The following is a 24,016-nucleotide window of genomic DNA, read 5'->3' as shown; positions in this document are numbered from 1 at the left end:
TTGCGGTCATCATTCGCTTTAAGCCTAGCAGCCACCCCGGAATCGACAATGGCGCAGATCAGTCAGTTGCGTGGCATCGTGGCCAGCACGGCGCGCGACAACGTCGCGGCGTCGGCGTAAGGCAGCGGCAGATAGCGCGCACCCATCTCTCGCGCGAGCGCTTCCGCCAATGGCCCCGGTCGAGGCGACATATCGACCAGCACGGATGAAACGCCCGCGACGCGCAATTGTTGCGCGGCGCCGGTGGCATCCTGCTCGGCGCGCGGACGGCCCTGCGCGCCGTCGCGGGCGATGTTGGCACGGCCGTCGGTCAGGACGATGACGCTGGGCGTCTGCCCCTTGCGGCGCACCGCATCGGCCATCAGGAAGGCGGCGTCGAGCCCGGCAGCCAGCGGTGTGCCGCCGCCGCCGGGCAATCCGGCCAGGCTGCGCTTGGCGCGCGCCAGCGAACGGGTGGGCGGCAGCAGCACTTCCGCCATCGCGCCGCGAAACGCGATCACCGCGACCTGATCGCGGCGGACATAGCAATCCGCCAGCAACAGTTCGACCGCCCCCTTGGCCTCGGCCAGGCGATGCAGGGCCGCCGAGCCGGAAGCATCGACGACAAAGATCGTCGCCGTCTCGCTGCGCTGGCGGAAGCGGCTGATCCGCAGATCGTCCTTTTCGACGAGAATCCGCGGCGGCATCGACGTGTCGCCGGCCGCGCGGCGCCGCAGCGCCTGCCACGGCGCCGCGGCCCGCAGCGTCTCGATCACATTGAGCTTGGCGCCACCGCGCAACTCCCCGCGCCGCGTGCCGTTAGGACGGCCGCGCTGGCCGGATTTCTGCATCGCGCCCGACTTGCCCGCCGAACGCGAGCGCCTGGCGCCGGCCTCGGCCTGCAGCGCCGCGAGCAGGCCGGGCGGAATGGCGGCACGCGCCGCGGCGAGGATCACTTCGTCGAGCGCGCGATCGAGATCTGGCTGTTGTGGCTCATCATGCTCGCTGGAGGTATCTTTCGACGGGTCCTGCGGTGGCTGCTGGTCCGGCTCCTGTCCGGGCTCGGTCTGCGGTGGCAGGACGAGCGCGCGCGGCGCCAGCACCATCCGGGCAGCACGCGCGATATCGTCCTGTTCGACCTCGGCGTGCCCGTACCAGGCTGCGCTGGCGCGGGCGACGCGCAGCGCCAGCATCGGCGCCCGCAAGGACACGATGCCCAACGCCGCCGCCGCGTGGCACAGCGCCGAGGTCTGTTCGTCTTGCGTCGCGATGCCGGGGAGACGCCTTCGTGCGACGTCGGTCTCTTCGCCAGCGAGCGCAAATTCCTCGGCATCGCGCACCGGCATGTCATCGAGGTCGAGATGCAGCGCCAGCCGGTCACGCAAGGCGGCGGGAGCTGCTTCATCGTCGATGCCTTCATCCAGCGCGACCACGCCGAACCGCGCCGGCCAGCGCAGCGAAAGGCCGTCGCGCTCGACCAGCGCCTCACCGGAATCCATCGCCGCAGTGAGATGCACCATGGTGGAGGGCGGCACGCGCTCCGCCATGGCCAGCATCACCACACCGCCATGGGCTTCGGCCAGCAGGCCGCGCTCGGCCACCGGCCGGCCGGCCCGCAAGGTGGCGTCGAGGTCGAGCCCGCCGAGCAGGCGGCTGTCGGCGATATGCAGCGGCAATTGCCGGAACGGCTGTCCGGCGGGTAGCGCGGCCTTTAACGCGGCCAGCAGGCGATCGCGCACCGGGCCGGCGCGAACCCGCAACAGCAGGCCGATGCCGGGATCGACGGCAAACAATTGCGCCGCCAGAACCGCGTCGGCCCAACGCACCGCGCTCATCCGAAAATTTCGGCAACGGCGCGATCGACGCGCACGCTGGATCCGGCATCGTCGAGCGGATTGCGCCGCAGCCGGTGCCGCAGCGCCGGCGGCGCGATCCGCTTCAGATGGGTGTCGGTGACGGTTGCTTCACCCTCCAGCGCCGCAAGCGCCCGCGCCGCGCGCATCAGGGTCAATTCACCGCGCAAGCCGTCGGTGCCGAGCGCCATGCACAGCATGGCGGCCCGCTCCAGCGCCGCGTCGGGCACGACGACCGATGCCAGATGGTCGCGTGCCGCGGTGATCTTCTTGCGCTGCCGGGTTTCATGTTTGGCCCAGGCGGCCACGAAAGCCGCGCTGTCGCGCTCGAAGGCGTCGCGACGCTTTACGACCTCGATGCGGTCGGGAAGATTATCCGGCGTCCGCACCTCTACCGACAGGCCGAAGCGATCCAGCAATTGCGGTCGCAACTCGCCTTCCTCGGGATTGCCGGTGCCGACCAGCACGAAACGGGCGGGATGGCGTATGCTCAGACCCTCGCGCTCGACGACGTTTTCGCCGGAGGCGGCGACGTCGAGCAGCAGGTCCACGAGGTGATCCTCGAGTAGATTGGCTTCGTCGATATACAAAAAACCGCGATGGGCGCGCGCCAGCAGGCCGGGCTCGAAAGCTTTTTCGCCCCGCGCGAGTGCGCGCTCCAAATCGAGCGCGCCGACGACGCGATCTTCCGTGGCGCCCAGCGGCAGATCGACCACCGGCACGGTGACCGATACGGCCTTCAGCGCGCCTTTCGACGCATTGCTGCGGCAGTCGTCGCAAAATTCCTCGGCACGGTCGGGATCGCAATTGTAGCGACATCCGGCGACCACCTTCATCTTCGGCAGTAATCCCGCCAGAGCGCGCACCGCGGTCGATTTGCCGGCACCGCGATCGCCGAACGCCAGCACGCCCCCGACCTTGGGATCGACCGCTGCGATCAGCAGCGCCAGTTTCATTTCGTCCTGTCCGACGATTGCCGAAAACGGAAACACTATCGCCATAGAGGACCTGCTCATCGCGCCCTGATTGCGGTAGCGGAGATTAGTATCCGCGCGTCGAGGAATGCAAACATCCAATTTGCGCTGCAGCGCAAACCGATAGACCGATGACGATTCCGGCGTCCGACGACGAAACAGATGAGGCAGATCAACTTGCGACTGATAAAGCAGCGCGCCGCAGGATTGGCGGCGCACTGTCGCGTAGCGGTTATTTAACCTGGCCGGTCGATCCGTTTTCAGCGCCCACGCCGGTGTTGGAGCCGGTCGGAGCCGTGCGCGTATCAGGGGCCGGATTGGCCGGCTGATAGGCCTTGGGCTGATCTGCCTTGCCCGGCTCCTGCGCCATGCCAGTCGTCTTGCCGCCGACTGGCGGCGTGATCTGCGCGGTCTCGAAACTGGACTTCCGGCTGTAGCCGGTCGCCAGCAGCCCCATGACGGCCAGCATGACGGCCGCGAGGCCAATAAGTTCAGGTGCTGCGCCCGACGGCACATTGGCCGGCCCGCCGCGACCATCGCCTTGCAGCGCGTCCGCCGCGATTTCGCGATTGCGGCGCGAACGCAGGAAATAGATGAAAGAACCGGCGATGATGAAGACGCCGGAAACGAGCGTGAAGAACGTAAGCGAGGTAATTGCACTGTCGCCCTGCATGGGAAGCTCCTTAGTTGATTTGCAGGACAATCTGAACGATTGTGTTTGGTTCCGATCGCGTTGCGGGCGCGGCATCATGGATCAAGCGGTGGGTGCAGACAGGGCCCTGTCAGGGATCGACGCTCGCCCCGCCGCCCGCTGCCCCGTCCCCACGGCACCGCTATTCCTTCCTCTTGCGCCAGATCAAAGGTTGGTGGCCGGACGGGATCTAGTATCTGGCCACAAGATCAGAGGTTGCCATGCGCGCTGAACAGATCATGACCCGTCACGTCATCGCGGTGTCTCCCGAGACCTCGATACTCGACGCCGTCGATATAATGCTGAAACATCGCGTCAGCGGATTGCCCGTCACAGGCGGTGCCGGTGAATTGCTCGGGATCGTTTCGGAAAGCGATTTTCTGCGGCGCTCCGAGATCGGGACGCAGCGCAAGCGACCGCGCTGGCTGCAATTCCTCGCAAGCCCGGGACGGCTGGCGAATGAATATGTGGCCGAGAGCGGTCGCAGGGTCGAGGACGTCATGACCCGCCCCGCGATCTCCGTCGATGAGCAAACCGAGATGGACGAGCTGGTCTCGCTGATGGAGCGGCATCGTATCAAGCGCCTGCCGGTGATGCAGCAAGGCCGGCTGGTGGGCATCGTGACGAGGTCCAATTTGCTGCAGGCCTTTGCGAGCATGGCCAAGGAAATCCCCCAACCGACCGCGGATGATGATGATATCCGTGCGCGCCTGTTGCGCACCTATGATGCGGCCGAGTGGCGCCCGATCGGCGTGCAGGTGACCGTCCGCAACGGCGTCGTGCACTTGCATGGCCGCATCAGTGACGACCGCGCCCGCCGCGCCGCGGTGGTCGCGGCCGAAATCATCGACGGCGTCAGAGAGGTGCACGACCATATCTGCCTCGTCGATAACTGGTCGGGCCACTACATGGATTCGCCGGAAGACAGCAAAGCAAGCGGCTGACGGGCAACGCCGCCGGCCTGCCGATCACGGCAGCCCGCCAACCTCGTCCGGCGCCAGTCCGAGCCAACGGCTGACTACATCGGTCGTGATGTCGAACAGGTCGAGGACGCGGCCGAGCGTGTGATCGACCACCTGCTCCAGGCTCTCCAGCCGGGCATAAAACGTCGGCACCGGCGGATAGATGATGGCGCCGATCTCGGCGACGGCGATCATCGAGCGCAGATGGCCGAGGTGCAGCGGCGCCTCGCGCACCATCAGCACCAGCCGGCGGCGTTCCTTCAGCACGACATCGGCCGCGCGCGTCACCAGCGACGACGTCACGCCGGTGGCGATCTCCGCCAGCGATCGCATCGAACACGGCGCGATCACCATGCCGAGGGTTTTGAACGAACCGCTGGAAATCGCGGCGCCGATATTGTCGGCCTGATGCACGACGTAGGCGAGATCGCCGAGGTCGGACACAAGCAAGTCCATTTCCTCCGCCAGCGTGATTTTCGCCGACGGGCTGACCACGAGACGCGTCTCGATCATCAAGGGCTGCAGCAGTCTCAGCAACCGGACGCCGTAGATCGCCCCTGATGCGCCGGTGATGCCGACGATCAGGCGCCTCGGTGTGGGCGCCCGGTCGGGAACGGGAGTTTGCATCTGCACCAGCGTCTCGCAATCATCCTGAAGCGCGGCCACCGGGCGGCAAACGCCCGGCCGCATGCTTGGCCGAACCCGCTCTATAGCAATTCGGCGCCGAAGTTGCGCGCCGGGTCCATCTCCGCGACCCGCCGGCCGCCAGGTGCCGCGGCGGCGCCCCCTTCGCGCAGCATCAGGCGACCGTCCCCCGGCTGGCCCGCAAAGCGATCGCCTTCGACCAGCACCCGACCGCGCAGCAGCACGGTTTCCGGCCATCCGGTGATGGTGCGGCCGACATAGGGCGTGAAGCCGGTCTTGTCGTGCATCATCGCATCGGTCAGCGTGACCTCGCGCACGCGGTCCCAGATCGCGATGTCGGCGTCCTTGCCGATCGCGATCGAGCCCTTGCCCGGCAGGTTGTAGATCTGCGCCGGCGCCGTCGAGGTCAGTTCGACGAATTTCGACAGGCCGAGCCGGCCGTTCGACACCATCGCATCGAACAACAGCGGCAGCCGCGTCTCCAGACCCGGCAGGCCGTTGGCGATCTGCTTGAAGCTCGGGTTCGGGCCGGCGCGCAGCTTGCCGGTATCGTCGAAGCGGTACGGCGCGTGGTCCGACGACACCAGTTGCAGGTCGCCAAGTTCGAGCGCGCGCCACAGCGCGTCCTGGTCGTCCGTCGTGCGCGCTGGCGGGCTGCACATCCATTTCGCGCCCTCCGCGCCGGGCTTGTCGAGATCGTCCGCGGTGAGGAACAGATATTGCGGACAGGTCTCAGCGAACACTTTCACGCCGCGGCCGCGCGCCTCGCGGATCACGGCCGCACCCTCGCGGGTCGAGACGTGGAAGATCATGATCGGCTGGTCGAGCAATTCGCTGAATGCGATCAGTCGCGTGAAGGCCTCGGATTCCGACAGCCTCGCATGGCTGACAGGGTGGTATTTTGGCGCGGTATAGCCGCGCTCGGTCAATCGCTTCACCATCCACGAGATGATGCCGTGATTTTCAGCGTGAACGCAGACCAGCGCCTTGGCATCGCGCGCCGCAGCGAGGATATCGAGCAGCTTCTCGTCCTCGACCCGGAGCCGGTCGTAGGTCATGAAGATCTTGATCGACGAGAAGCCCTCGGCCACCAGAGCGGGAATGTCCTCGACGATCACCTTGTCGGTGACATCCGAGACGATGATGTGAAAGGCGTAGTCGATCGTCGCGCCGCGCTTCGCCAGCGCGGTGTAATCGGTCACCACCTCGCGCACGTCCATGCCGACATGTTGGGCGGCAAAACAGATCACGCTGGTAGTGCCGCCGAACGCCGCCGATTTCGTCGCGCTCTCGAAGCTGTCCGCGTTCATGATGCCGGCGGCGGACAGCTGCTCGATATGGGCATGGGCATCGACACCGCCCGGCAGAACCAGCTTGCCGCGCGCGTCGATCTCGGTCTTGCCGGCCGGCAGGCCGCTGCCGATCGCCACGATGGTTTCGCCGATAATGCCGACGTCGGCGGCAAACACATCGCTCGACGTGGCCACCGTGCCACCGCGGATGACGAGATCGTAGATCGAATCGGACAAATCAGGCTCCATTCACTGAACGCTTTGATGCGCAGCACTTTCCGGCAATACTGCCGCCCTGACAAGGAGCCCGGCATGAGCAGGCGCAAGAAGATTCTCGTAATCAACCCGAATTCAAATCCGCAGGTGACACTCAATCTGGCCGAGGCGCTGCGGCCGATCGGCTTCGACGACGGCCCGGAGATCGAATGCGTCACGATGGCGGAAGGTCCGTTCGGCGTCGAGACGCAGGCGGACCTCGAAAGCGCGGTGATGCCGCTGCGCCGGCTGGTGGCGGCGGACAATTCGGCCGATGCCTTCGTGATCGCCTGCTATTCCGACCCCGGCCTGCAGGTCTGCCGCGAGGCGACGTCGCGGCCGGTGTTCGGCATCGCCGAGTCCGGCGTGCTGACGGCGCTGTCGCGCGGCGACCGCTTCGGCGTGATCGCAGTGGCGCAGCGTTCGATCGGCCGCCACATGCGGTATCTGCGGCAGATGGGCCTGATGGACCGCCTCGCCGGCGAACGCCCGCTCGACATGACCGTCGCCGAAACCGCCGCCGGCGAGGGCACGCTGGCGCGCATGGTCAGCGTCGGCCGCGAACTGATCGACCGCGACGGCGCCAATGCGGTGGTGATGGGCTGCGCGGGGATGGCCCGGCATCGCAAGGCGCTGGAGCAAGAACTCGGCGTGCCGGTGATCGATCCGACGCAGGCCGCGGTGGCGATGGCGCTGGGTGTGGTGATGTTTCAGTAGGAACGCGCAGCAACGTGCGGATCACCTCTCCCCGCCGGGGAGAGGTGAGGATAGAGCAACGCTCGCCCTACTACGACGGCAGGATCACGCCGACCTGCGAGGTGATGCGGCCATAGTGCTCGGGGCGGCGGTGGCGCTCGAAGTCGAAGATGGTCTTCTTGCCGAACTTCGTATCGTCGAGGTCGCAGGCATGGACCAGCAGCTCGTCGCCCTCGGTCTCGGCTTCGGCCACGATGACGCCGTCGGGATCGACGATCAGGCTGCCGCCGATCAGCGGGAAGCCGTCCTCGTCGCCGGCCTTGGCGACCGCGACCACGAAGGTCGAATTCTGGTAGGCGCCCGCCTGCACCGACAGACGGTTATGAAACAGCCGCTGCTCCGGGCCTTCCTGCGGCTTCTGCGAATTCACCGACGGCGTGTTGTAGCCCAGCACGATCATCTCGACGCCCTGCAGGCCCATCACGCGGTAGGATTCCGGCCAGCGCCGATCGTTGCACACCATCATGCCGAAAATGCCGTCGAGCGCGCGGAACACCGGGAAGCCGAGATCGCCCGGCTCGAAATAGCGCTTCTCCAGATGCTGGAAGGCGCGCTCGGTGTCGAACTCGACATGGCCCGGCAGATGGATCTTGCGATACTTGCCGACGATCTTGCCGGTGCGGTCGGTCAGGATCTGGGTGTTGAAATGATGCCCGTCCGGCGTCAGTTCGGCATAGCCGATCGACAGCGCAATATTGGCCGCAGCGGCCGCATCGAACAACGGCTGTACCACGGCGTTCGGCATTTCCGACTCGAACCAGGTATCGACCTCTTTCTGGTCGGTCATGTAATAGCGCGGGAAGAACGTCGTCAGGGCCAATTCCGGATAGACCACCAGATCGGCGCCTTTCGCCTTGGCCTGTTCGAGCAGCGCCAGCATCCGCTGCACAACGGATTCGCGGCTCTCGGCCTTCTGGATCGGGCCCAGCTGGGCGGCGGCGACGGTGAGAATACGCATCAAATTGTCCCGTTTGGAGAATGAGAATCGTCAGGCGGCGGCATGGTCTTCGGGCGGGCGCGAGCCGCATCAACGGCCGCAACGGCGTTAGATGTATCGCGCGACGACAGCGGCGTCGAGCGCGCCGCCCGTGCAGTCGTTGCCAGTTTTTGTCGCGCATGCCCGTTTTGCGGTCAGGAGTTATGCGCGCAGCAGCCGTTCCAGAGTGGCGCGAAACCGTCGCGCGATCGGCTCCGCCGCGTGATGGCGGCCGTCGCTGACCAGAAGCTGGCCGCGCACCCAGACGGCGTCGACGGGCGAGCGGCGGGCCGCAAAGACAAAACTGTCGAGGATGGCGTCGCCGTCGCGTGCGACCAAGGCAGCGTTGTCCCCGTCGAGCGCGACGATATCGGCGGAGGCGCCTTCGAGCAGTCCGGCCGCCCCAACGCCCAGCGCCTGCGATCCGCCGTTCAGCGCGCCGTCGAACAGGGTGCGGCCGGTCGATGGCAACGCGCCGGTGACCGCGTTGCGGATCCGCCACGCCAGCCGCTGCGAATATTCGAGCTGGCGCAATTCGTCGCTGACGCCGATCAGCACGTTGGAATCGGTACCGATGCCGAACGCGCCGCCCTGCCCCAGGAAGTCCGGCGCTTCAAAGGTGCCGTCGCCGAGATTGGCCTCGGTGACCGGGCACAGGCCGGCCACCGCGCCGCTCTGCGCCATCCGGCGAATTTCATCTGGCGTGGCATGCGTGGCGTGGATCAGGCACCAGCGGCGATCCACCGCGGCGTGCTCCATCAGCCAGTCGATCGGACGCTGTCCGCTCCAGGCGAGGCAATCCTCGACCTCGCGGGTCTGCTCGGCGATGTGGATGTGGATCGGGCCATCGCCCAGACTTGCCACCGCGGCGAGCTGTTCCGGCGTCACCGCCCGCAGCGAATGCGGTGCGACGCCGAGCACGGCACCGGGCACGCCCGCCACGGCGCCGCGGCTGGCCTCCAGCAGTTTCGCAAAGCCATCGAGATCGTTGATGAATCGCCGCTGCCCTTCGTTCGGCGCCTGCCCGCCGAAGCCAGCATGGGCATAGAACACCGGCAGCAGCGTCAGGCCGATGCCCGTCACGGTGGCGGCGGCGGCGATCCGTTCCGCCAGTTCGGCGATGTTGCCATAGGGCGCGCCGGAAATGTCGTGATGGATGTAATGGAATTCGCCGACGCGCGAAGAACCGGCTTCCAGCATCTCGACGAAGGCCTGCGCCGCCACCGCCTCGATATCGTCCGGCGTCATGCGGCCGACGAAGCGATACATCACCTCGCGCCAGGTCCAGAAACTGTCGGCCGTGGCGCCGCGGATTTCGGCGAGGCCCGCCATGCCGCGCTGGAAGGCGTGGCTGTGCAGATTGGGCATGCCGGGAAGGCCGGTCGCGTGGCGCTCGTCGCCGGGCCGCGGTGTCGTTTGCGTCTCGACGGCCTGCAGCCGTCCCGCCGCGATCGTTAGCCGCACGTCGCGCGCCCAGCCGTCCGGCAGCAGCGCCTGATCGAAAAAGAGGGCGGCCACAGAGATCTCCGCTGATATTGAAGCGCTGGACAGCTCCTGCCCAAACCCATATCACGCGCCCATGACAGACGTCGACCACCTCTGGCATCATTGCCGCATCGCCACGCTGGCGCCATCGCGCGAGGGCCTCGGCCTAATCGAAGACGGCGTAATTGCCGCCCGCGACGGCCGCATCGTCTATGCCGGTCCGGCCAGCGACGCGCCGGTGTTTAACGCAACGGATCGCACCGATTGCGATGGCCGCTGGATCACGCCCGGCCTGATCGACTGCCACACCCATCTCGTTTACGGCGGCAACCGCGCCCATGAATTCGAACGCCGCCTGGCCGGCGCCTCTTACGAAGAAATCGCGCGCGCGGGCGGCGGCATCGTATCGACCGTCAAGGCGACGCGCGAGGCCAGCACTGAACAACTGGTTGCCGCCGCACTTCCGCGGCTCGATGCGCTGATCGCCGAAGGTGTCACGACGATCGAGATCAAATCCGGCTACGGCCTCGAACTCGCCACCGAGCGCCGCCAATTGCAGGCGGCGCGACAGCTCGGCGAACTGCGGCCGGTCTCGGTGCGCACGACGTTTCTCGGCGCCCACACGATTCCGCCGGAGATGAAGGGCAACAGCGCCGGCTATATCGACGCGCTGTGCGCCACGATGCTGCCGGCCATCGCCGGCGAAGGCCTGGCCGATGCGGTGGATGCGTTCTGCGAGGGCATCGCATTTTCGGTCGAGGAGACCGCGCAGGTGTTTGCCAGGGCCCGCGAGCTCGGGCTCCCGGTCAGGCTGCATGCCGACCAGCTCTCCAACCTGCATGGCGCTGCTCTCGCCGTAAAGTTTGGCGCGCTGTCTGCCGACCATCTCGAATTCTGCGATGACGACGGCGTCGCCGCGATGGCGAAAGCCGGCACGGTGGCCGTGGTGCTGCCCGGCGCCTATTACTTCATTCGCGAAACGCAATTGCCACCGATCGCGGCGATGCGCCGCCACGGCGTCAACATTGCGCTCGCCACCGATTCGAATCCCGGCACCTCGCCGATGACCTCGCTGCTGCTGGCGATGAACATGGGCGCGACGCTGTTTCGCCTCACCATCGATGAATGCATCGCCGGCGCCACGCGGGAGGCCGCGCGTGCGCTCGGCGTATTCGATGACACCGGCAGCATCGAAGCCGGCAAGTTCTGCGACCTCGCGATCTGGGACATCGAGCGCCCGGCCGAGCTGGTCTACCGCATGGGCTTTAATCCGCTGCACGCCCGGGTCTGGCACGGCCAGACTACAACCCGCTGATCTCTCGCCGAGGAATGCACCATGACCCGCACCGATAATGAACGCGTCGTCCGCGCCGCGCATGGCAGCGAGCTTTCCGCCAAATCCTGGCTGACCGAAGCGCCGCTGCGGATGCTGATGAACAACCTCGATCCGGATGTCGCCGAGAAGCCCGGCGAACTCGTCGTCTATGGCGGCATCGGCCGCGCCGCGCGCGACTGGGAGAGTTTCGATCGCATCGTCGCCACGCTCAAGCGGCTCGAAGGCGACGAGACGCTGCTGATCCAGTCCGGCAAGCCGGTCGGCGTGTTCAAGACCCATGCCGACGCGCCGCGCGTGCTGATCGCCAACTCGAACCTGGTGCCGCACTGGGCGACCTGGGAGCATTTCAACGAGCTCGATCGCAAGGGCCTGATGATGTACGGCCAGATGACGGCCGGCTCGTGGATCTATATCGGCTCGCAGGGAATCGTGCAGGGCACCTACGAAACCTTCGTCGAGATGGGCCGCCAGCACTTTGGCGGCTCGCTCAAGGGCAAGTGGATCTTGACCGCCGGGCTCGGCGGGATGGGCGGCGCGCAGCCGCTGGCGGCGGTGATGGCCGGCGCTTCGATGCTCGCCGTGGAATGCCAGCCGTCGCGGATTGAGATGCGGCTGCGCACCCGCTATCTCGACAAGCAGGCTGCCAATCTCGACGAGGCGCTGGAGATGATGGCGCAGGCCGCGCGCGACGGAAAGCCGGTCTCGGTCGGCCTGCTCGGCAATGCCGCCGACATATTCCCCGAACTGGTCCGCCGCGGCGTCCGCCCCGATGCCGTCACCGACCAGACCTCGGCGCACGATCCCGTCAACGGCTATCTGCCGAAGGGCTGGACCACCGACGAGTGGGAACGCCGCCGCGCGACCGATGGCGCAAGCGTCGCCAAAGCCGCACGCGCGTCGATGGCCGAACATGTCCGCGCCATGCTGGACTTCCACCGCATGGGCATTCCGGTCGTCGACTACGGCAATAACATCCGCCAGATGGCGCTGGAAGAAGGCGTCTCCGACGCGTTCGATTTCCCCGGCTTCGTGCCGGCCTATATCCGCCCGCTGTTCTGCCGCGGCATCGGCCCGTTCCGCTGGGCCGCGCTCTCCGGCGATCCGGAGGACATCTACAAGACCGACGCCAAGGTGAAGGAGCTGCTGCCCGACAACAAGGCGCTGCATCACTGGCTCGACATGGCGCGCGAGCGCATCTCGTTTCAGGGCCTGCCGGCGCGGATCTGCTGGGTCGGCCTCGGCGACCGCCATCGGCTAGGGCTTGCCTTCAACGAGATGGTGGCGAGTGGCGAGCTGAAGGCGCCGGTGGTGATCGGCCGCGATCATCTCGATTCCGGCTCGGTCGCCTCGCCGAACCGCGAAACCGAAGCGATGCAGGACGGCTCCGACGCGGTATCCGACTGGCCGCTGCTCAACGCGCTCCTGAATTGCGCGTCGGGTGCGACCTGGGTGTCGCTGCACCATGGCGGCGGCGTCGGCATGGGCTTTTCGCAGCATGCCGGCATGGTGATCGTCGCCGACGGCACGCCGGAAGCCGCCGCGCGGATCGGCCGCGTGCTGTGGAATGATCCGGCGACCGGCGTGATGCGCCATGCGGACGCTGGCTACGATCTCGCGATCGAGAGCGCGCGCGAGAATAGTCTCGACCTGCCGAGCCTGACGTAGCCCCGTGCGTCTTCTCCGCGCCTCCGACCGACTGGCGATGCCGTGGAAGAACGGCGGCGGCTCGACCACGGAGATCGCGATCGGCCCGGCCGGCGCATCGCTGGAGTCGTTCGACTGGCGTATCAGCATGGCCGAGGTAGCGACCGATGGGCCGTTCTCGATGTTCGACGGCATCGACCGCACGCTGGCAGTGATTCAGGGCAGCGGTATGGAGCTGAAAATCGGCGAACAAGCCGCTGTCGTCCTTGGCTGCGAGTCCGCACCGCTCAGCTTCCCGGGCGACACGCCGACCACCGCGCGACTGCTGGCCGGCGAGATCACCGACCTCAATGTCATGACGCGGCGCGGGCGGTTCGGGCATCGCGTGATACGCATCACGCATCCGATGGATTGTCGTTTCGACGGCGATGACGTTGCCATCGTGCTGTCGCTCGATGGCACGACCGGGGTGACCGTATCGAACGAACAGACTACGCTTCAACACGCCGATGCCGTCACGATCGAAGCCCACGAGACGCCCACGTTTCAGGTCAATCCCGCGGGCCAGTGCTATCTGATCTGGCTGTCGAGCGCCTTGACCGCCTGATAGATCGCCGCGGCGCCCGCTGCGATCTGGTCGCGGTCGGACCATTCCTCCGGCGCGTGACTCTTGCCGGCGCGGCACGGCACGAAGATCATCGCAGACGGACAGATCCGGCTCATGAACGCCGCATCATGGCCGGCGCCACTCGGCAGATCGGTCAAACTCAGGCCCAGATCCTCCGCTCCCTGCCGCAGCGCCGCGCGCAGGCCTGCATCGCAGGCCACTGGTGGGCCGTCGGAAAGCATCGCAAAACTCGCGCGCGTAACGCGCGCGGCAGCGGCATGCGCTGCGCTTTCAAGATCGATGATTTCGACGAAACGCTGCGTCAGCGCGGGCTGCGTGGTGCGGGCGTCGATCACCAGCCGGCAGCGGCCCGGCACGATGTTCGAGGCGGAGGGATCGACGCCGAGAATGCCGACGGTGGCGACGAAGTAGTCCGTGCCTTCGACCGCCAGTTCCTCGGCGACACGCCGCACCGACGTCACGGTGGCCGCAGCGGCGACCAGCGCGTCGTGGCGCAGCGCCATCGGTGTCGTGCCAGCATGGTCGGCCTCGCCCTGGAAGATCACCTCAAGGCGTCGGATGCCGACGATCGAGGTGACGATGCCGACATCGAGCGATTGCGATTCCAGCACGATACCCTGCTCGATATGCAGTTCCAGAAAAGCCCGGATATCGTCACGCTTAGCCATTTCGAGCCGATTCGGATCGCCGCCGACGCGGACCAGCGCGTCACGCAGCGTCTCGCCACTCGGCTCGGTCAGCGCCAGCATGGTGTCGTCCAGCGACCCGGTCATGCCGCGGCTGCCGACGCAGGACAGACCATATTCGCTGGGCTCCTCGGCGAGAAAGTCGATCACCTCAATCGTATGATCGAGCTGAATGCCGGCATCGCGCAGCGCACGGATGATTTCCAGGCCGGTGGCCACGCCGGCGATGCCATCGAAACGCCCGCCGGACGGCACGGTGTCGCTGTGCGAGCCGATTGCGATGACGCCGAGCGCGGGGTTGCGGCCCTCAAGACGGCCGATCAGATTGCCAGCGGTATCGATCCGCGTGGTCAGGCCCGCCTCCTGAAAGCGCCGGTCCACCCATTCACGGCCTTCCAGAAACAGCGCCGTAAACGAACGTCTTGTATAGGGCCGCGCCGGATCGGTGATCTCAGCCAGATCCATGACATCGGCCCACAGCCGGTCGGCGTCGAGCGGAAGGTTCGTCTTGGCCATGGGAAGCGCCTCGCTTGTGCGAGCCGCGCATGCAAGCGGCCCTCGCCCGGCGATTACCTTGCCGAGGGCCGCGACGCAATCACCCCCAATCGCCGGTCAGGCCGCAGCAGCGCGCCGGTAGAGATGGAAGCCGCCATAGATGCCGGAGCGGTCGGCGGCCAGCGCTTTGCTGCTCGCGGCATCGTCGCGCTGCCAGGTCGCCTGCAGCGACGACAATTCGGGGCCATCCAGCGGCGATTCCGCGCCGGCGGTGCGGAAGATCACGCGGACGTCGTCATGGCCGGCACGATCGATCGCGTTCCACAGCGCGCGGATTTCATCCGGCGCCATCCAGTCCTGCGAATCCAGCAGCACCACGGCGTTGACCTGCCGCGCCGGCTGCGCCTCCAGGAAGACGCGCAGATTGGCATGCACCGGCGTCACCCGACCGGCGGCGCGTTGCATGTCGGCGAAACGGCACTGCTGCAGATACAGCGGCAGGCAGGTGTCGCCGGGGCCGGGATAGCGGCGGGCCAGCGCCTGCCAGGCGAAATAATTGGTCTGGTTGGGATGGACATCGATCAGGGCCAACAGGCGCTGGTGCAGCACCTCGTTGAGCGGCTGACCGCCGCCCAACAGCTCGCGCTGCTGCGGCGGAATGCCGAGGCTGAACAAAAGCGCCGGCATCCGCGTGATCAGACGCGCCAGCCGGGAATGAAACAGGCCATGCAGCCTCTGCATCGCGGCCTGCCGGGCCGGCGAACGGGCATCGTCCTGCAGCAGCACCGCGAGGTCGATGCGGAAGATTTTGGCGAGCTGATGCGCAAAGCCGATGAAGCGGCCGAGCGCACCGTGGCGATAAAAGCCGTCGGTGAAGTAATTGGAGCGCGGCCGCCCGCGGATGTCGCGTTCGTCCCAATAGCCACGCGCCTCGGCGTCCAGCACCGGGCGCAGCCGGAAGTCATACAGTTTGGCGTTGGCGGGCGACGAGCCCTCGCCGAAGAACTGCCAGAACTGTGCATAATTTGGCAGCGCGCGCAGGCCGGCGAGTTTCAGCTTGAGCAGCGACAGATGCGCCTCGTTGAGATCGACGGCAAATATCTGCGCCGGCTTCGCCGCGAGGTAGGACAGCGCGTTGCAGCCGCCGCTGGAAATCGTGACGATGGTGGCGCCGGGCGCAAGCTGCAATGCTGCGAGGTCGGCTTCGGGGTCTTCCCAGATCTGGGTGTAGACGAGGCGGCGAAACCAGAAGGCAAACAGCCGGTCCCAGATGCCGGCCTCTTCGCTGGCGCGGCTGTTACGCACGGCGTCGGTGATCAAATGCGTGTTCATCGTTTCCTCGAATCGACCCTTTGAAACTTTTACCAAGGGCAGGCTGCGGTTTTGCGACAGAGCTTCCGCTGCTGCGCTTCGCGCACTGTCACACCCGCGTCGCGAAGCGGTGGAAAACATTAGTTTTGCGCCGGCTGCTGCGAGAGGGACGCCATGAGCTCGATTTCCGATTTCGACGACGCCGAGACCTCGCTATGGCAGAGCGAAGCCACCGGCCGCATGAACCGGATGTACCGCTGGCAGCGCTACATCTATGACGCGACGAGGCGTTATTATTTGCTCGGCCGCGACGAAATGATCGATCGTATCCAGCCGGCCGCAGGCGCCATGGTGCTGGAGATCGGCTGCGGCACCGGTCGCAATCTGGTGCAGGCCGCCCGGAAATATCCGGCCGCGCATTTCTACGGGATCGACGTCTCCACCGAGATGCTGACGACAGCGATCGCCGCGACGGAGCGCCACCGCCTCAACGGTCGGATTCGCGTCGCGCATGGCGATGCCACCTCGTTCGATCCCGCCGCCTTGTTCGAGGTCGCCGCTTTCGATCATGCGATGATCTCCTACAGCCTGTCGATGATCCCCGACTGGCACGCCGTGCTCGACCAGGCCGTGCTGCGCCTGAAACCGGGCGGCCAGTTGCACATCGTCGATTTCGGACATCAGGAACGGCTGCCGCGAATCGCCCGCGCCGTACTGCTGCGCTGGCTGGCGCTATTCGACGTCACGCCGCGCCGCTCGCTGCAAAGTGCGCTGGAAGCCCTCGCCGCCAAAGCCGGCGCGCGCCTCACCTTCGAGCGGCCCTACTGCGGCTACGCGCAGTCCGCGGTGCTGACGCTACCTAACCGGCCGGACTGACGCCGCGGCGCACGGCATTGCGCCAGGCTTCGACCGCGCCGAACAGTAGCAGCGACAGCACGAACGGGACGAGGTGATAGAACAGCCGGAACAGCAGCAGCGTCGCCAGCAGCTGTTCGTTATGCGCGCCGCCCAGTCCGATCAGGATGGTCGCATCGAAGACGCCGATCCCGGCCGGCGCATGGCTGGCGAAGCCCAGCAATGTCGCGGCGATGAACACCACGACGACGCGGGCAATGCCGACATCCATCCCGGCCGGCATCAACACATACATCGCCAGCGCCGCGGTGCCGAGATCGAACAGGCCAATGCCGATCTGCAGGAACACGTTGCGCCCGCTAGGCAGCGGCACCGCCCATTTGCGGCGGCCCATCTGGCGGCTGCCGTTCCAGGTCCAGCACACGTAGAACACGATGCCGGCGAGGATCGCCAAAGCGATGGCGCTGTTGGCCGTGGGTGACAGATGATCGATCCGGCTGATGGCGTCCGGCTCATACAGCACGCTGAGGCCGAGCGCGGTGAGATTGCCGAGCCAGAAGGTCAGTCCGGTCAGGAAGCAGATCCGCGCGACGTCGCCGGCGCCGATGCCGTGCGGCGCATAGATGCGGTAGCGGATCGCGGAGGAGACCAGCAGCACCGCGCCGGTGCCGTGAGCGATCGGATAGGAGGTGAAGCTGGCCAGCGCGGCAATCCGGAACGGAATGTCGCCGCGCCCGATCAGCACCAGCGCCAGCCGGTCATACAGCGTCAGGCTGGCATAGGATACCGCGACCAGCCCGAGCGACAGTGCCATCGCGGCCGGCGCGGTCTGCCGCATCGCAGCGAGGACTTCGGCGAAATCGACGCCCTTCAGCGCTTGGCTGAGGGATATGAACGCAAAGGTGGCGATCGCGAGGCTGATGCAGAAGCCAAGGCTCTTCCAGCCGAGCTTTCTGCCGATCGCCTTGAGCCTGTCCAAGCCGCGCAGCGGAATCTCCATGGTGACATTGCGCTCAGCGGCGCATCTGTTCGCTGTGTGACAGGTTGCCATGACATCCGCGTAAACGGAACGGGATCAGAGCAATTTTCCGTCCGGCCCGAAGAACGGATGCGGGCCGTCGAACGCCCCGATCGGGACGCTGTGGGTAACGACGTGGCCGAAGCCCTCGCCGGGAAACCAGACATGAAGATGAAACGCCGGCGGCTCGACGATGAAGGATGGCGGCAACAGCGCGCGGAGATCGAGCGCCACGGCATGGTTGGGCGCCGGGCAGATCGTGGCCGGGACGCCTGCGAAGGACGTCAGCGTGGCGCGGTGGACGTGGCCGGCGGCAATGCCCTGCACGCGCGGATGCCGCGTCACGATCGCCGCCAGCGCATCGGCATTAAGCAGGTTCTGCACGTCCATATGCCCGATCCCGGTACGGAACGGCGGATGATGCAGGAAGATCAGGGCCGGAGCCTCGCTCGACCTGGCCAGCGTAGCGTCGAGCCATTGCAGGCTTGCCATTTCGAGCTCGCCATGCGGTTTCGCGTCGACGCTGGAATCCAGCAGGATGATATCGAGGCCGCCGATATTCACGACCTGATCGAGCGCGTCGGGCCCGGCATACTTCCAGTCGGGAAATGCCGTGCGCATCATGGCGCGGGAATCATGGTTGCCGGGAATGCCGATGAACGGAATGGCCAGCGGCGCCAGCAGGCGCTTGAGGTGGTCGTATTGTCCGGGCGTCGGCGTATCGACGAGATCGCCGGAGATCACCACCAGATCGGGGCGCGGCTGCAACTCGTTCAACGCCGCGACGCAGCGCTGCAGCGCCGCCGCGGTATCGACCCGGCCATAGGCCAGTTCGCCGGGCGCCTTGATATGCAGGTCGGAGATCTGCGCAATCAGGATGGGTTTTGACGACATCAGTCCTCGCTTGGTAGCAGCCGCACGGCGTCACGCGCGATCGACAGGCCGACGCGGTCGCCGTTTTTCACGCAAATGGTATTGGGTGCATCGACGGTGAGCGGCCGGTCCGCCGCGCCGGTCACGACGAGGCGCTGCTTGTCGCCAATGAAACTGACGCTGTCGACGAGGCCGCACAGCGAGGCCTCCGCAGCGTCGATGATCCCGATCGTCTCCGGCCGGATCATGGCGGTTGCGGCCGCAGCATTTGCTGCGGCCGCGACCTCGAGGCGTCCACCCGGCAGCACGAGATGCCCCTCGGCCACCGGCGCCTCGATGATGTTGGCGGCGCCGACGAACTCCGCCACGAACCGGCTCTGCGGCGCGAAGTAGACCTCGCGCGGCGTGCCGATCTGTGCGATCTCGCCCTTGCGCATCACCACGATGCGATCGCCGAGCTCCATCGCCTCGGCCTGATCATGCGTCACATAGATCGCGGTGATCCCCAGCGAGCGCAGCAAGCGGTTCAGCTCGCCGCGCAGCCGGTCGCGCAACGAGGCGTCGAGCGCGGTCAGCGGCTCATCCAGCAGCAGCACCCGCGGCCGGATCGCCACCGCGCGGGCCAGCGCCACGCGCTGGCGCTGGCCGCCGGAGAGCTGGTCGATCCGGCGGTTTTCGAGCCCACCGATATTGGTCAGCGCCACCATCTCGGCGATGCGCTGGTCGCGCGCGGCGCGGCCGACGCCGCGGATCTTCAAGCCATAACCGATATTGTCAGCGACGCTCATATTGGGGAACAGCGCATAGGACTGGAACACCATACCGACCTGGCGTTGCTCGATCGGCACCGCCGTCATATCGTTGCGATCGAACAGGATGCGGCCGCCGGGATCCGGCGTTTCCAGCCCGGCAATGATGCGCAGCATGGTGGTCTTGCCGCAGCCGGAGGGGCCGAGCAGCACCAGGGTCTCGCCACTGACGATGTCGAGCGAGGCAGGGGCCAGAGCCTGCGTGCCATCGGCAAACGTCTTGCCGCAGCGCTCGATGTGTACGGCGGCGCCGTGTCCCGCAATCGACGTCATTTCTTCTGGCCCTCGTCGGCAAACATCTGCATCGCCACCAGCAACGGGACAATCATGACAAAGAAAATCAGGGTGTAGGCGGACGCCACTTCGAGCCGCATCGAGGCATAGGCGTCGGCGAGGCCAACCGGCAGCGTCTTGGTCAGCGGCGTGTGCAGCATCCAGGTCAGGTTGAACTCGCCGAGCGACAGCGTCACCACCATCAGCGAGCCCGCCACGATGCCGGGCATCGCGTTGGGCACGATGACGTTGCAAAACCGCGGCCACGGCGAGGCGCCGAGCGAGGCTGCGCCCTCGTCCAGCGTCTTGACGTCGATGCTACCGAACACCGCCATCACCGAGCGCACCATGAACGGCATCGTGAACACGACATGGCCAGCGAGGATGAACAGCCACGAGCGGCGGAAGTCGCCGAACCCGCCATAGGTCAACAGCAGCGCCAGCGCGATGGCGAGGCCGGGGATCGCCAGCGGCAGCGTGATGATCTCCTCGATCACCCGCGACAATCTTCCGCCGCGCACATGCAGCGCATAGGCCGCGGGCACGCCGATGACGAGCGTGACGAGCAACGTCGCGATGGCGATCACGAAGGACAGCAATATCTCTCCGGCATAGAGATCCCACACCTGCATTACCCATTGCAGGGTGACGCCGGAGGAAATGCCGCGGAAGTAGTTGACGGTGACACCGGCCATCAGCGACAGGATCACCGGCACCACGAGGAAGGCGGCGATGAGCAGCGTGAAGCCAAGTTGGCCGATGAAGATCAGGCGATCGCGCATGGCCTAGCCCGCCGCCGCGACGGCGCTGCCGCTGAACGAACGCGCCAGCGCGAGGATCGCCCAAGCGATCAGGCCCAGCCCGATCGACAGCGCCGCCGAGATCGAGAAGTTCGCCGCGAGCGTGAACTCGGTATAGATCAGCATCGGCAACACATCGATATTGGTGGCCAGCGTGAACGCGGTGCCGAACGCACCCATCGCGGTAGCGAAAGCGATCGCGCCGGAGGCGACGAAGGCTGGGCCCAGCGCCGGCAGCACGACGTCGCGCTGCACGGCCCATGGGCTGGCGCCGAGCGAGCGCGCCGCTTCCTCCAGTCCGGCATCGAGCTTCTGCACCGCCGCCATGATGGTGAGGATCACGCGCGGGATCGAGAAGTACAGATAGCCAAGAAACAACCCGAAGATCGAATAGGCAAACACGATCTTCTCGCCGCTCACCGCCTGCGAGATCGCGCCGATCAACCCCTGGCGGCCGGCCAGCAGGATGATCAGGAAGCCGATCACCACGCCGGGAAACGCCAGCGGAAACGTCAGCATCGCGATCAGCACCGCGCGACCGGGAAACCGCTGGCGCTGCAGAAACAGCCCCGCGATCGTTGCAACCACCAGGGTGACCAGCGTCGTTGCCGCCGCCAGCACCACGGTATTGATCAGCGTGGCGCGATAACGCGGCTCGGTGAGAATGGCGAGATAGGCACCTAGGCCACGCGGGCCTGACGCGCCGACCACCAGCAATTGCGCCATCGGCAGCAGGAAGAAGGCAGCGGTCACCACTACCAGTGGCAGCAGGCACAGCCAGACGAAGGATTTATGCGACATGGGAAAACGGTGCCCCGCTCACGGGGCACCCGATAGCAATAACCGTATTCACTGGGATCAACGGACGTCCGCGAGGTAGCGATCGGTGAAGCCCTTTTGCGCGAGCTCCATCTTGCCCCAGTCGACGCTCTTGGCACGAGCGTATTCGCTGTCCGGCAGGAACTTGGCCTTGACCGCTTCCGGCAGCTCGATCTTGCGAGCCGGGCGCAGATAGGCGTTGGTCCAGATCGCCTGACCCTTGTCGGACAGCAGATAGTCGATGACCTTCTTGGCCGTGTCCTTGTCCGGCGCGTTCTTCACGAGGCCGACGACGTACGGAAACACCACAGAGCCTTCGCAGGGAATGACGAACTCGAAATTGCCCTTCTCGGAGTATTTCGCGCGGTAGGCGTTGAAGTCATAGTCGAACAGGATCGGCAGTTCACCCGACACGACGCGGGCGTAGGACGTCTGCTTCGGCACGATCGGATCGTTCTTCTTGAGGTCCTTGAAGAACTTCAAGCCTGGCTCGAAATTGGTATCGGAGCCGCCGAGCGCCAGATTGACGGCGACTGCGCCGACATAGCCGACGGCCGCGGACGACGGATCGAGATAGCCGACCATGCCCTTGTAGGCGGGCTTCAACAGATCAGCCCAGCATTTCGGCACCGGCGCGCCGCCCAGCGCGTCCTTGTTGACGAAGAAGCCCAGCGTGCCGGAATGGATCGTGGTCCAGTACCCCTCCGGGTCCTTCAGGCCGGCATCGACCTGATCCCAGCCCGCGGGCTTGTAGGGCTCCAGCGCGTCCTGTGCCTTGGCCTTCATGCCGAAGGTGACGCCGAAATAGCCGATGTCGCCGACCGGGTTGGCCTTCTCGGCAATGATCTGCGCCAGCGCCTGCCCGGAATTCTTGTTGTCGTGCGGCATGTCGATGTTGAGATCGGCCTTGACCGCCTTGATCATCGACGCCCAGTCCGCCCATTCCGGCGGGCAATTGTAGCAGATCACGTCGGCAGCGCGGGCTGCCGGCGATGCCGCGATGAACACGGCAGCGGACAGCACGAAGGCAAAACGATTCAGGGTCACGACAGTTCTCCATCGAAAGGAAAGGCCATCGAGCGATCGAAATACGCAGCGCGGCTTACGTCGCTTCCATTATCGGCGACCCATGAAAGATTTGTGACAAAGCGATCCGGGCCGTCATGACGCAGACGAAGACGTCGCAACGGCCGCTATTGGTAGCGATGCAGGTTGAAATCGTCGGCTTTGATATCCGGCGTGCGGCCGACGATCTGGTCTGCGAGCACGCGCGCGGCGCCGCAGGCCATCGTCCAGCCCAGCGTGCCATGTCCGGTATTGAGAAACAGGTTCGGATAGCGCGCAGCGCCGATGATCGGCGGACCATCCGGCGTCATCGGCCGCAGACCGCTCCAGAACTCCGCCCGCGACAGATCGCCGGCGCCCGGAAACAGCTCGGTCAGCGAGCGGTCGAGCGTGACCTTGCGGTCGGGATACAATTTGATCTCGTAGCCGCTGAGTTCGGCGGTGCCGCCAACGCGGATGCGGTCGCCCAGCCGCGTGATCGCGACCTTGTAGCTCTCATCCATCACCGTCGATTGCGGCGCGGCGGCCTCATTCACGATCGGCACGGTGATCGAATAGCCCTTGACCGGATAGACCGGAATCTTGATGCCGAGCGGACGCAGCAACAGCGGCGAGAAGCTGCCGAGTGCCACGACGAACGTATCCGCGGTGAACACGCCCTTGTTGGTGGCGACCCGCGCGATGCGACCGCCGGCGACGTCGACCGATGTGACATCGATTCCATACTCGAACTTCACGCCGAGCCCGGCGGCCACTTCGGCGAGCCGCTGGGTGAACAGATGGCAATCGCCGGTCTCGTCATCCGACAGCCGCAGCCCGCCAACGAAGCGATCGCGGGTCGCGGCGAGGCCCGGCTCGGCGCGCACGCAGCCCTCGACGTCCAGCACTTCGAACGGCACGTTGTATTGCTTGAGCACTTCGATATCGCCGCCGATGGCGTCGAGCTGGTACTGCTTGCGGAACAGCTGCAGCGTGCCCTGGCTGCGCTCGTCATAAGTGATACCGATATCGGCGCGCAGCGCGCGCAGGCAATCGCGGCTGTATTCGGCGATCCGCACCATGCGCGACTTATTGACGGCGTAACGCGCCGCTGTGCAGTTGCGCAGCATCTGGAACATCCAGCGCCACATCGCCGGATCGGCCTGCGGACGGATCACCAGCGGGCCATGCTTGTCGAGCATCCAGCGCACCGCCTTGACCGGCACGCCCGGCCCGGCCCAGGGCGACGCATAGCCCGGCGAGACCTCGCCGGCATTGGCAAAACTGGTTTCGAGCCCGGCGCCGGGCTGTCGGTCGAGTACCGTGACGTCGCAACCGGCCTTGGCGAGGTAATAGGCCGAGGTCACGCCGATCACGCCGGCGCCGAGAATAACGACTTTCATGGGAGCATTCCTGGAGGGTCGGTGGGGTCACCGGCGGTGGAACCATCATGTCAGCTCCAACGCGGCGGTTCCCGGCGTTCTGGGCCTCAAAACCCCCTCATTGCGCAGGATTTCGGCTTCAGTTAGACCAGATTCGGGATTTTTCACCGAAGGC

22 protein-coding genes are annotated in these 24,016 nt (G+C 66.0%); 6 read left to right on the top strand and 16 right to left on the bottom strand.

What is annotated here, in order from left to right:
• Positions 1–62: 62 nt before the first annotated feature.
• From FIU28_RS05905 to FIU28_RS05895, 3 genes are all read right to left on the bottom strand, one after another.
• Positions 63–1,814 carry a magnesium chelatase subunit D gene (locus FIU28_RS05905; RefSeq protein ID WP_143572083.1) on the bottom strand — a complete coding sequence of 584 codons (1,752 nt, stop codon included), beginning with the start codon at positions 1,812–1,814 and terminating at the stop codon, positions 63–65.
• Positions 1,811–2,833, bottom strand: coding sequence for a magnesium chelatase ATPase subunit I (bchI, locus tag FIU28_RS05900; RefSeq protein WP_143576060.1), 1,023 nt, complete (start codon positions 2,831–2,833; stop codon positions 1,811–1,813). The genes FIU28_RS05905 and bchI overlap by 4 nt, the downstream gene beginning before the upstream one ends.
• A gap of 205 nt (positions 2,834–3,038) precedes the next feature.
• Positions 3,039–3,557, bottom strand: coding sequence for a hypothetical protein (locus FIU28_RS05895; RefSeq protein ID WP_368039458.1), 519 nt, complete (start codon positions 3,555–3,557; stop codon positions 3,039–3,041).
• A 161-nt stretch (positions 3,558–3,718) separates the two neighbouring features.
• On the opposite strand from FIU28_RS05895, the gene FIU28_RS05890 reads away from it, so the two are divergent.
• A complete protein-coding gene (locus FIU28_RS05890) occupies positions 3,719–4,441 on the top strand; it encodes a CBS domain-containing protein (protein ID WP_143572082.1) in 723 nt (240 codons plus the stop codon).
• A gap of 24 nt (positions 4,442–4,465) precedes the next feature.
• On the opposite strand, the gene FIU28_RS05885 is transcribed toward FIU28_RS05890, so the two are convergent.
• Both FIU28_RS05885 and hydA read right to left on the bottom strand, forming a co-directional pair.
• Entirely contained in the window at positions 4,466–5,086 is a 621-nt protein-coding gene (locus FIU28_RS05885; protein WP_143576058.1) for a UbiX family flavin prenyltransferase, read from the bottom strand.
• Positions 5,087–5,166: 80 nt separating this feature from the next.
• A complete protein-coding gene (gene hydA, locus FIU28_RS05880) occupies positions 5,167–6,645 on the bottom strand; it encodes a dihydropyrimidinase (protein WP_441351273.1) in 1,479 nt (492 codons plus the stop codon).
• 63 nt (positions 6,646–6,708) lie between these two features.
• Between hydA and FIU28_RS05875 the strand changes: the two genes are divergently transcribed.
• A complete protein-coding gene (locus FIU28_RS05875; protein WP_143572080.1) occupies positions 6,709–7,368 on the top strand; it encodes an aspartate/glutamate racemase family protein in 660 nt (219 codons plus the stop codon).
• Between the two features lie 70 nt (positions 7,369–7,438).
• Here the strand turns inward: FIU28_RS05875 and FIU28_RS05870 are convergent, their stop codons facing one another.
• Positions 7,439–8,365 (bottom strand): N-carbamoyl-D-amino-acid hydrolase, encoded by a 927-nt coding sequence (locus FIU28_RS05870; RefSeq protein WP_143572079.1) that lies wholly within the window; start codon positions 8,363–8,365, stop codon positions 7,439–7,441.
• 180 nt (positions 8,366–8,545) lie between these two features.
• Complete coding sequence (locus FIU28_RS05865) at positions 8,546–9,901, bottom strand: formimidoylglutamate deiminase (protein ID WP_143572078.1); 1,356 nt, start codon at positions 9,899–9,901, stop codon at positions 8,546–8,548.
• A gap of 61 nt (positions 9,902–9,962) precedes the next feature.
• On the opposite strand from FIU28_RS05865, the gene hutI reads away from it, so the two are divergent.
• From hutI to FIU28_RS05850, 3 genes are read left to right on the top strand one after another with little or no spacing between them, the layout of a single operon-like run.
• Positions 9,963–11,183, top strand: a complete 1,221-nt coding sequence (gene hutI, locus FIU28_RS05860; RefSeq protein ID WP_143572077.1) for an imidazolonepropionase — start codon at positions 9,963–9,965, stop codon at positions 11,181–11,183.
• Between the two features lie 21 nt (positions 11,184–11,204).
• Complete coding sequence (gene hutU, locus FIU28_RS05855; protein ID WP_143572076.1) at positions 11,205–12,869, top strand: urocanate hydratase; 1,665 nt, start codon at positions 11,205–11,207, stop codon at positions 12,867–12,869.
• Positions 12,870–12,873: 4 nt separating this feature from the next.
• A complete protein-coding gene (locus tag FIU28_RS05850; RefSeq protein ID WP_143572075.1) occupies positions 12,874–13,455 on the top strand; it encodes a HutD/Ves family protein in 582 nt (193 codons plus the stop codon).
• Here FIU28_RS05850 and FIU28_RS05845 read toward each other — a convergent pair.
• Both FIU28_RS05845 and FIU28_RS05840 read right to left on the bottom strand, forming a co-directional pair.
• Positions 13,419–14,678, bottom strand: coding sequence for a Zn-dependent hydrolase (locus FIU28_RS05845; RefSeq protein ID WP_143572074.1), 1,260 nt, complete (start codon positions 14,676–14,678; stop codon positions 13,419–13,421). The two genes, FIU28_RS05850 and FIU28_RS05845, sit on opposite strands and share 37 nt — an antisense overlap.
• A 96-nt stretch (positions 14,679–14,774) precedes the next feature.
• The gene (locus tag FIU28_RS05840; RefSeq protein WP_143572073.1) at positions 14,775–15,989 is read right to left on the bottom strand and encodes a DUF3419 family protein; all 1,215 of its coding nucleotides are present in this window, start codon (positions 15,987–15,989) and stop codon (positions 14,775–14,777) included.
• Between the two features lie 153 nt (positions 15,990–16,142).
• Here FIU28_RS05840 and FIU28_RS05835 point away from each other — a divergent pair, with 153 nt between their 5' ends.
• Positions 16,143–16,844 (top strand): class I SAM-dependent methyltransferase, encoded by a 702-nt coding sequence (locus FIU28_RS05835; protein WP_143572072.1) that lies wholly within the window; start codon positions 16,143–16,145, stop codon positions 16,842–16,844.
• Here the strand turns inward: FIU28_RS05835 and FIU28_RS05830 are convergent.
• From FIU28_RS05830 to FIU28_RS05800, 7 genes are all read right to left on the bottom strand, one after another.
• The gene (locus FIU28_RS05830) at positions 16,828–17,823 is read right to left on the bottom strand and encodes a lysylphosphatidylglycerol synthase transmembrane domain-containing protein (protein ID WP_143572071.1); all 996 of its coding nucleotides are present in this window, start codon (positions 17,821–17,823) and stop codon (positions 16,828–16,830) included. The genes FIU28_RS05835 and FIU28_RS05830 overlap by 17 nt on opposite strands.
• Before the next feature lie 75 nt (positions 17,824–17,898).
• Entirely contained in the window at positions 17,899–18,735 is an 837-nt protein-coding gene (locus tag FIU28_RS05825; RefSeq protein WP_143572070.1) for a phosphodiesterase, read from the bottom strand.
• Positions 18,735–19,796, bottom strand: coding sequence for an ABC transporter ATP-binding protein (locus tag FIU28_RS05820; protein WP_143572069.1), 1,062 nt, complete (start codon positions 19,794–19,796; stop codon positions 18,735–18,737). The genes FIU28_RS05825 and FIU28_RS05820 overlap by 1 nt, the downstream gene beginning before the upstream one ends.
• Positions 19,793–20,578, bottom strand: a complete 786-nt coding sequence (locus FIU28_RS05815; RefSeq protein WP_143572068.1) for an ABC transporter permease — start codon at positions 20,576–20,578, stop codon at positions 19,793–19,795. Before FIU28_RS05815 ends, FIU28_RS05820 begins: the two co-directional genes overlap by 4 nt.
• Positions 20,579–20,581: 3 nt before the next feature.
• Positions 20,582–21,397: an ABC transporter permease gene (locus FIU28_RS05810; RefSeq protein ID WP_143572067.1), complete on the bottom strand. Its 816-nt coding sequence runs from the start codon at positions 21,395–21,397 to the stop codon at positions 20,582–20,584.
• 57 nt (positions 21,398–21,454) lie between these two features.
• Positions 21,455–22,456, bottom strand: a complete 1,002-nt coding sequence (locus FIU28_RS05805; protein ID WP_246660974.1) for an ABC transporter substrate-binding protein — start codon at positions 22,454–22,456, stop codon at positions 21,455–21,457.
• A gap of 152 nt (positions 22,457–22,608) precedes the next feature.
• Entirely contained in the window at positions 22,609–23,862 is a 1,254-nt protein-coding gene (locus FIU28_RS05800) for a D-amino acid dehydrogenase (RefSeq protein ID WP_143572066.1), read from the bottom strand.
• Positions 23,863–24,016: the final 154 nt, after the last annotated feature.

The sequence above is a fragment of the Tardiphaga sp. vice154 genome (genome assembly GCF_007018645.1).
In the GTDB taxonomy this organism is placed as follows: domain Bacteria; phylum Pseudomonadota; class Alphaproteobacteria; order Rhizobiales; family Xanthobacteraceae; genus Tardiphaga.
Note: the sequence above shows the minus strand (reverse complement) of the source record. Positions and strands in the feature narration are given on the sequence as shown.

What these genes read in the sequence shown, in the direction of transcription:
- FIU28_RS05870 (WP_143572079.1), bottom strand. Translation starts at nt 8,365, where the DNA reads ATGCGTATTCTCACCGTCGCCGCCGCCCAGCTGGGCCCGATCCAGAAG.
- FIU28_RS05875 (WP_143572080.1), top strand. Translation starts at nt 6,709, where the DNA reads ATGAGCAGGCGCAAGAAGATTCTCGTAATCAACCCGAATTCAAATCCG.
- hutI (WP_143572077.1), top strand. Translation starts at nt 9,963, where the DNA reads ATGACAGACGTCGACCACCTCTGGCATCATTGCCGCATCGCCACGCTG.
- FIU28_RS05835 (WP_143572072.1), top strand. Translation starts at nt 16,143, where the DNA reads ATGAGCTCGATTTCCGATTTCGACGACGCCGAGACCTCGCTATGGCAG.
- hutU (WP_143572076.1), top strand. Translation starts at nt 11,205, where the DNA reads ATGACCCGCACCGATAATGAACGCGTCGTCCGCGCCGCGCATGGCAGC.
- bchI (WP_143576060.1), bottom strand. Translation starts at nt 2,833, where the DNA reads ATGGCGATAGTGTTTCCGTTTTCGGCAATCGTCGGACAGGACGAAATG.
- FIU28_RS05825 (WP_143572070.1), bottom strand. Translation starts at nt 18,735, where the DNA reads ATGTCGTCAAAACCCATCCTGATTGCGCAGATCTCCGACCTGCATATC.
- FIU28_RS05810 (WP_143572067.1), bottom strand. Translation starts at nt 21,397, where the DNA reads ATGTCGCATAAATCCTTCGTCTGGCTGTGCCTGCTGCCACTGGTAGTG.
- FIU28_RS05840 (WP_143572073.1), bottom strand. Translation starts at nt 15,989, where the DNA reads ATGAACACGCATTTGATCACCGACGCCGTGCGTAACAGCCGCGCCAGC.
- FIU28_RS05905 (WP_143572083.1), bottom strand. Translation starts at nt 1,814, where the DNA reads ATGAGCGCGGTGCGTTGGGCCGACGCGGTTCTGGCGGCGCAATTGTTT.
- FIU28_RS05895 (WP_368039458.1), bottom strand. Translation starts at nt 3,557, where the DNA reads ATGATGCCGCGCCCGCAACGCGATCGGAACCAAACACAATCGTTCAGA.
- FIU28_RS05820 (WP_143572069.1), bottom strand. Translation starts at nt 19,796, where the DNA reads ATGACGTCGATTGCGGGACACGGCGCCGCCGTACACATCGAGCGCTGC.
- FIU28_RS05890 (WP_143572082.1), top strand. Translation starts at nt 3,719, where the DNA reads ATGCGCGCTGAACAGATCATGACCCGTCACGTCATCGCGGTGTCTCCC.
- FIU28_RS05845 (WP_143572074.1), bottom strand. Translation starts at nt 14,678, where the DNA reads ATGGCCAAGACGAACCTTCCGCTCGACGCCGACCGGCTGTGGGCCGAT.
- FIU28_RS05885 (WP_143576058.1), bottom strand. Translation starts at nt 5,086, where the DNA reads ATGCAAACTCCCGTTCCCGACCGGGCGCCCACACCGAGGCGCCTGATC.
- hydA (WP_441351273.1), bottom strand. Translation starts at nt 6,645, where the DNA reads ATGGAGCCTGATTTGTCCGATTCGATCTACGATCTCGTCATCCGCGGT.
- FIU28_RS05830 (WP_143572071.1), bottom strand. Translation starts at nt 17,823, where the DNA reads ATGGAGATTCCGCTGCGCGGCTTGGACAGGCTCAAGGCGATCGGCAGA.
- FIU28_RS05815 (WP_143572068.1), bottom strand. Translation starts at nt 20,578, where the DNA reads ATGCGCGATCGCCTGATCTTCATCGGCCAACTTGGCTTCACGCTGCTC.
- FIU28_RS05800 (WP_143572066.1), bottom strand. Translation starts at nt 23,862, where the DNA reads ATGAAAGTCGTTATTCTCGGCGCCGGCGTGATCGGCGTGACCTCGGCC.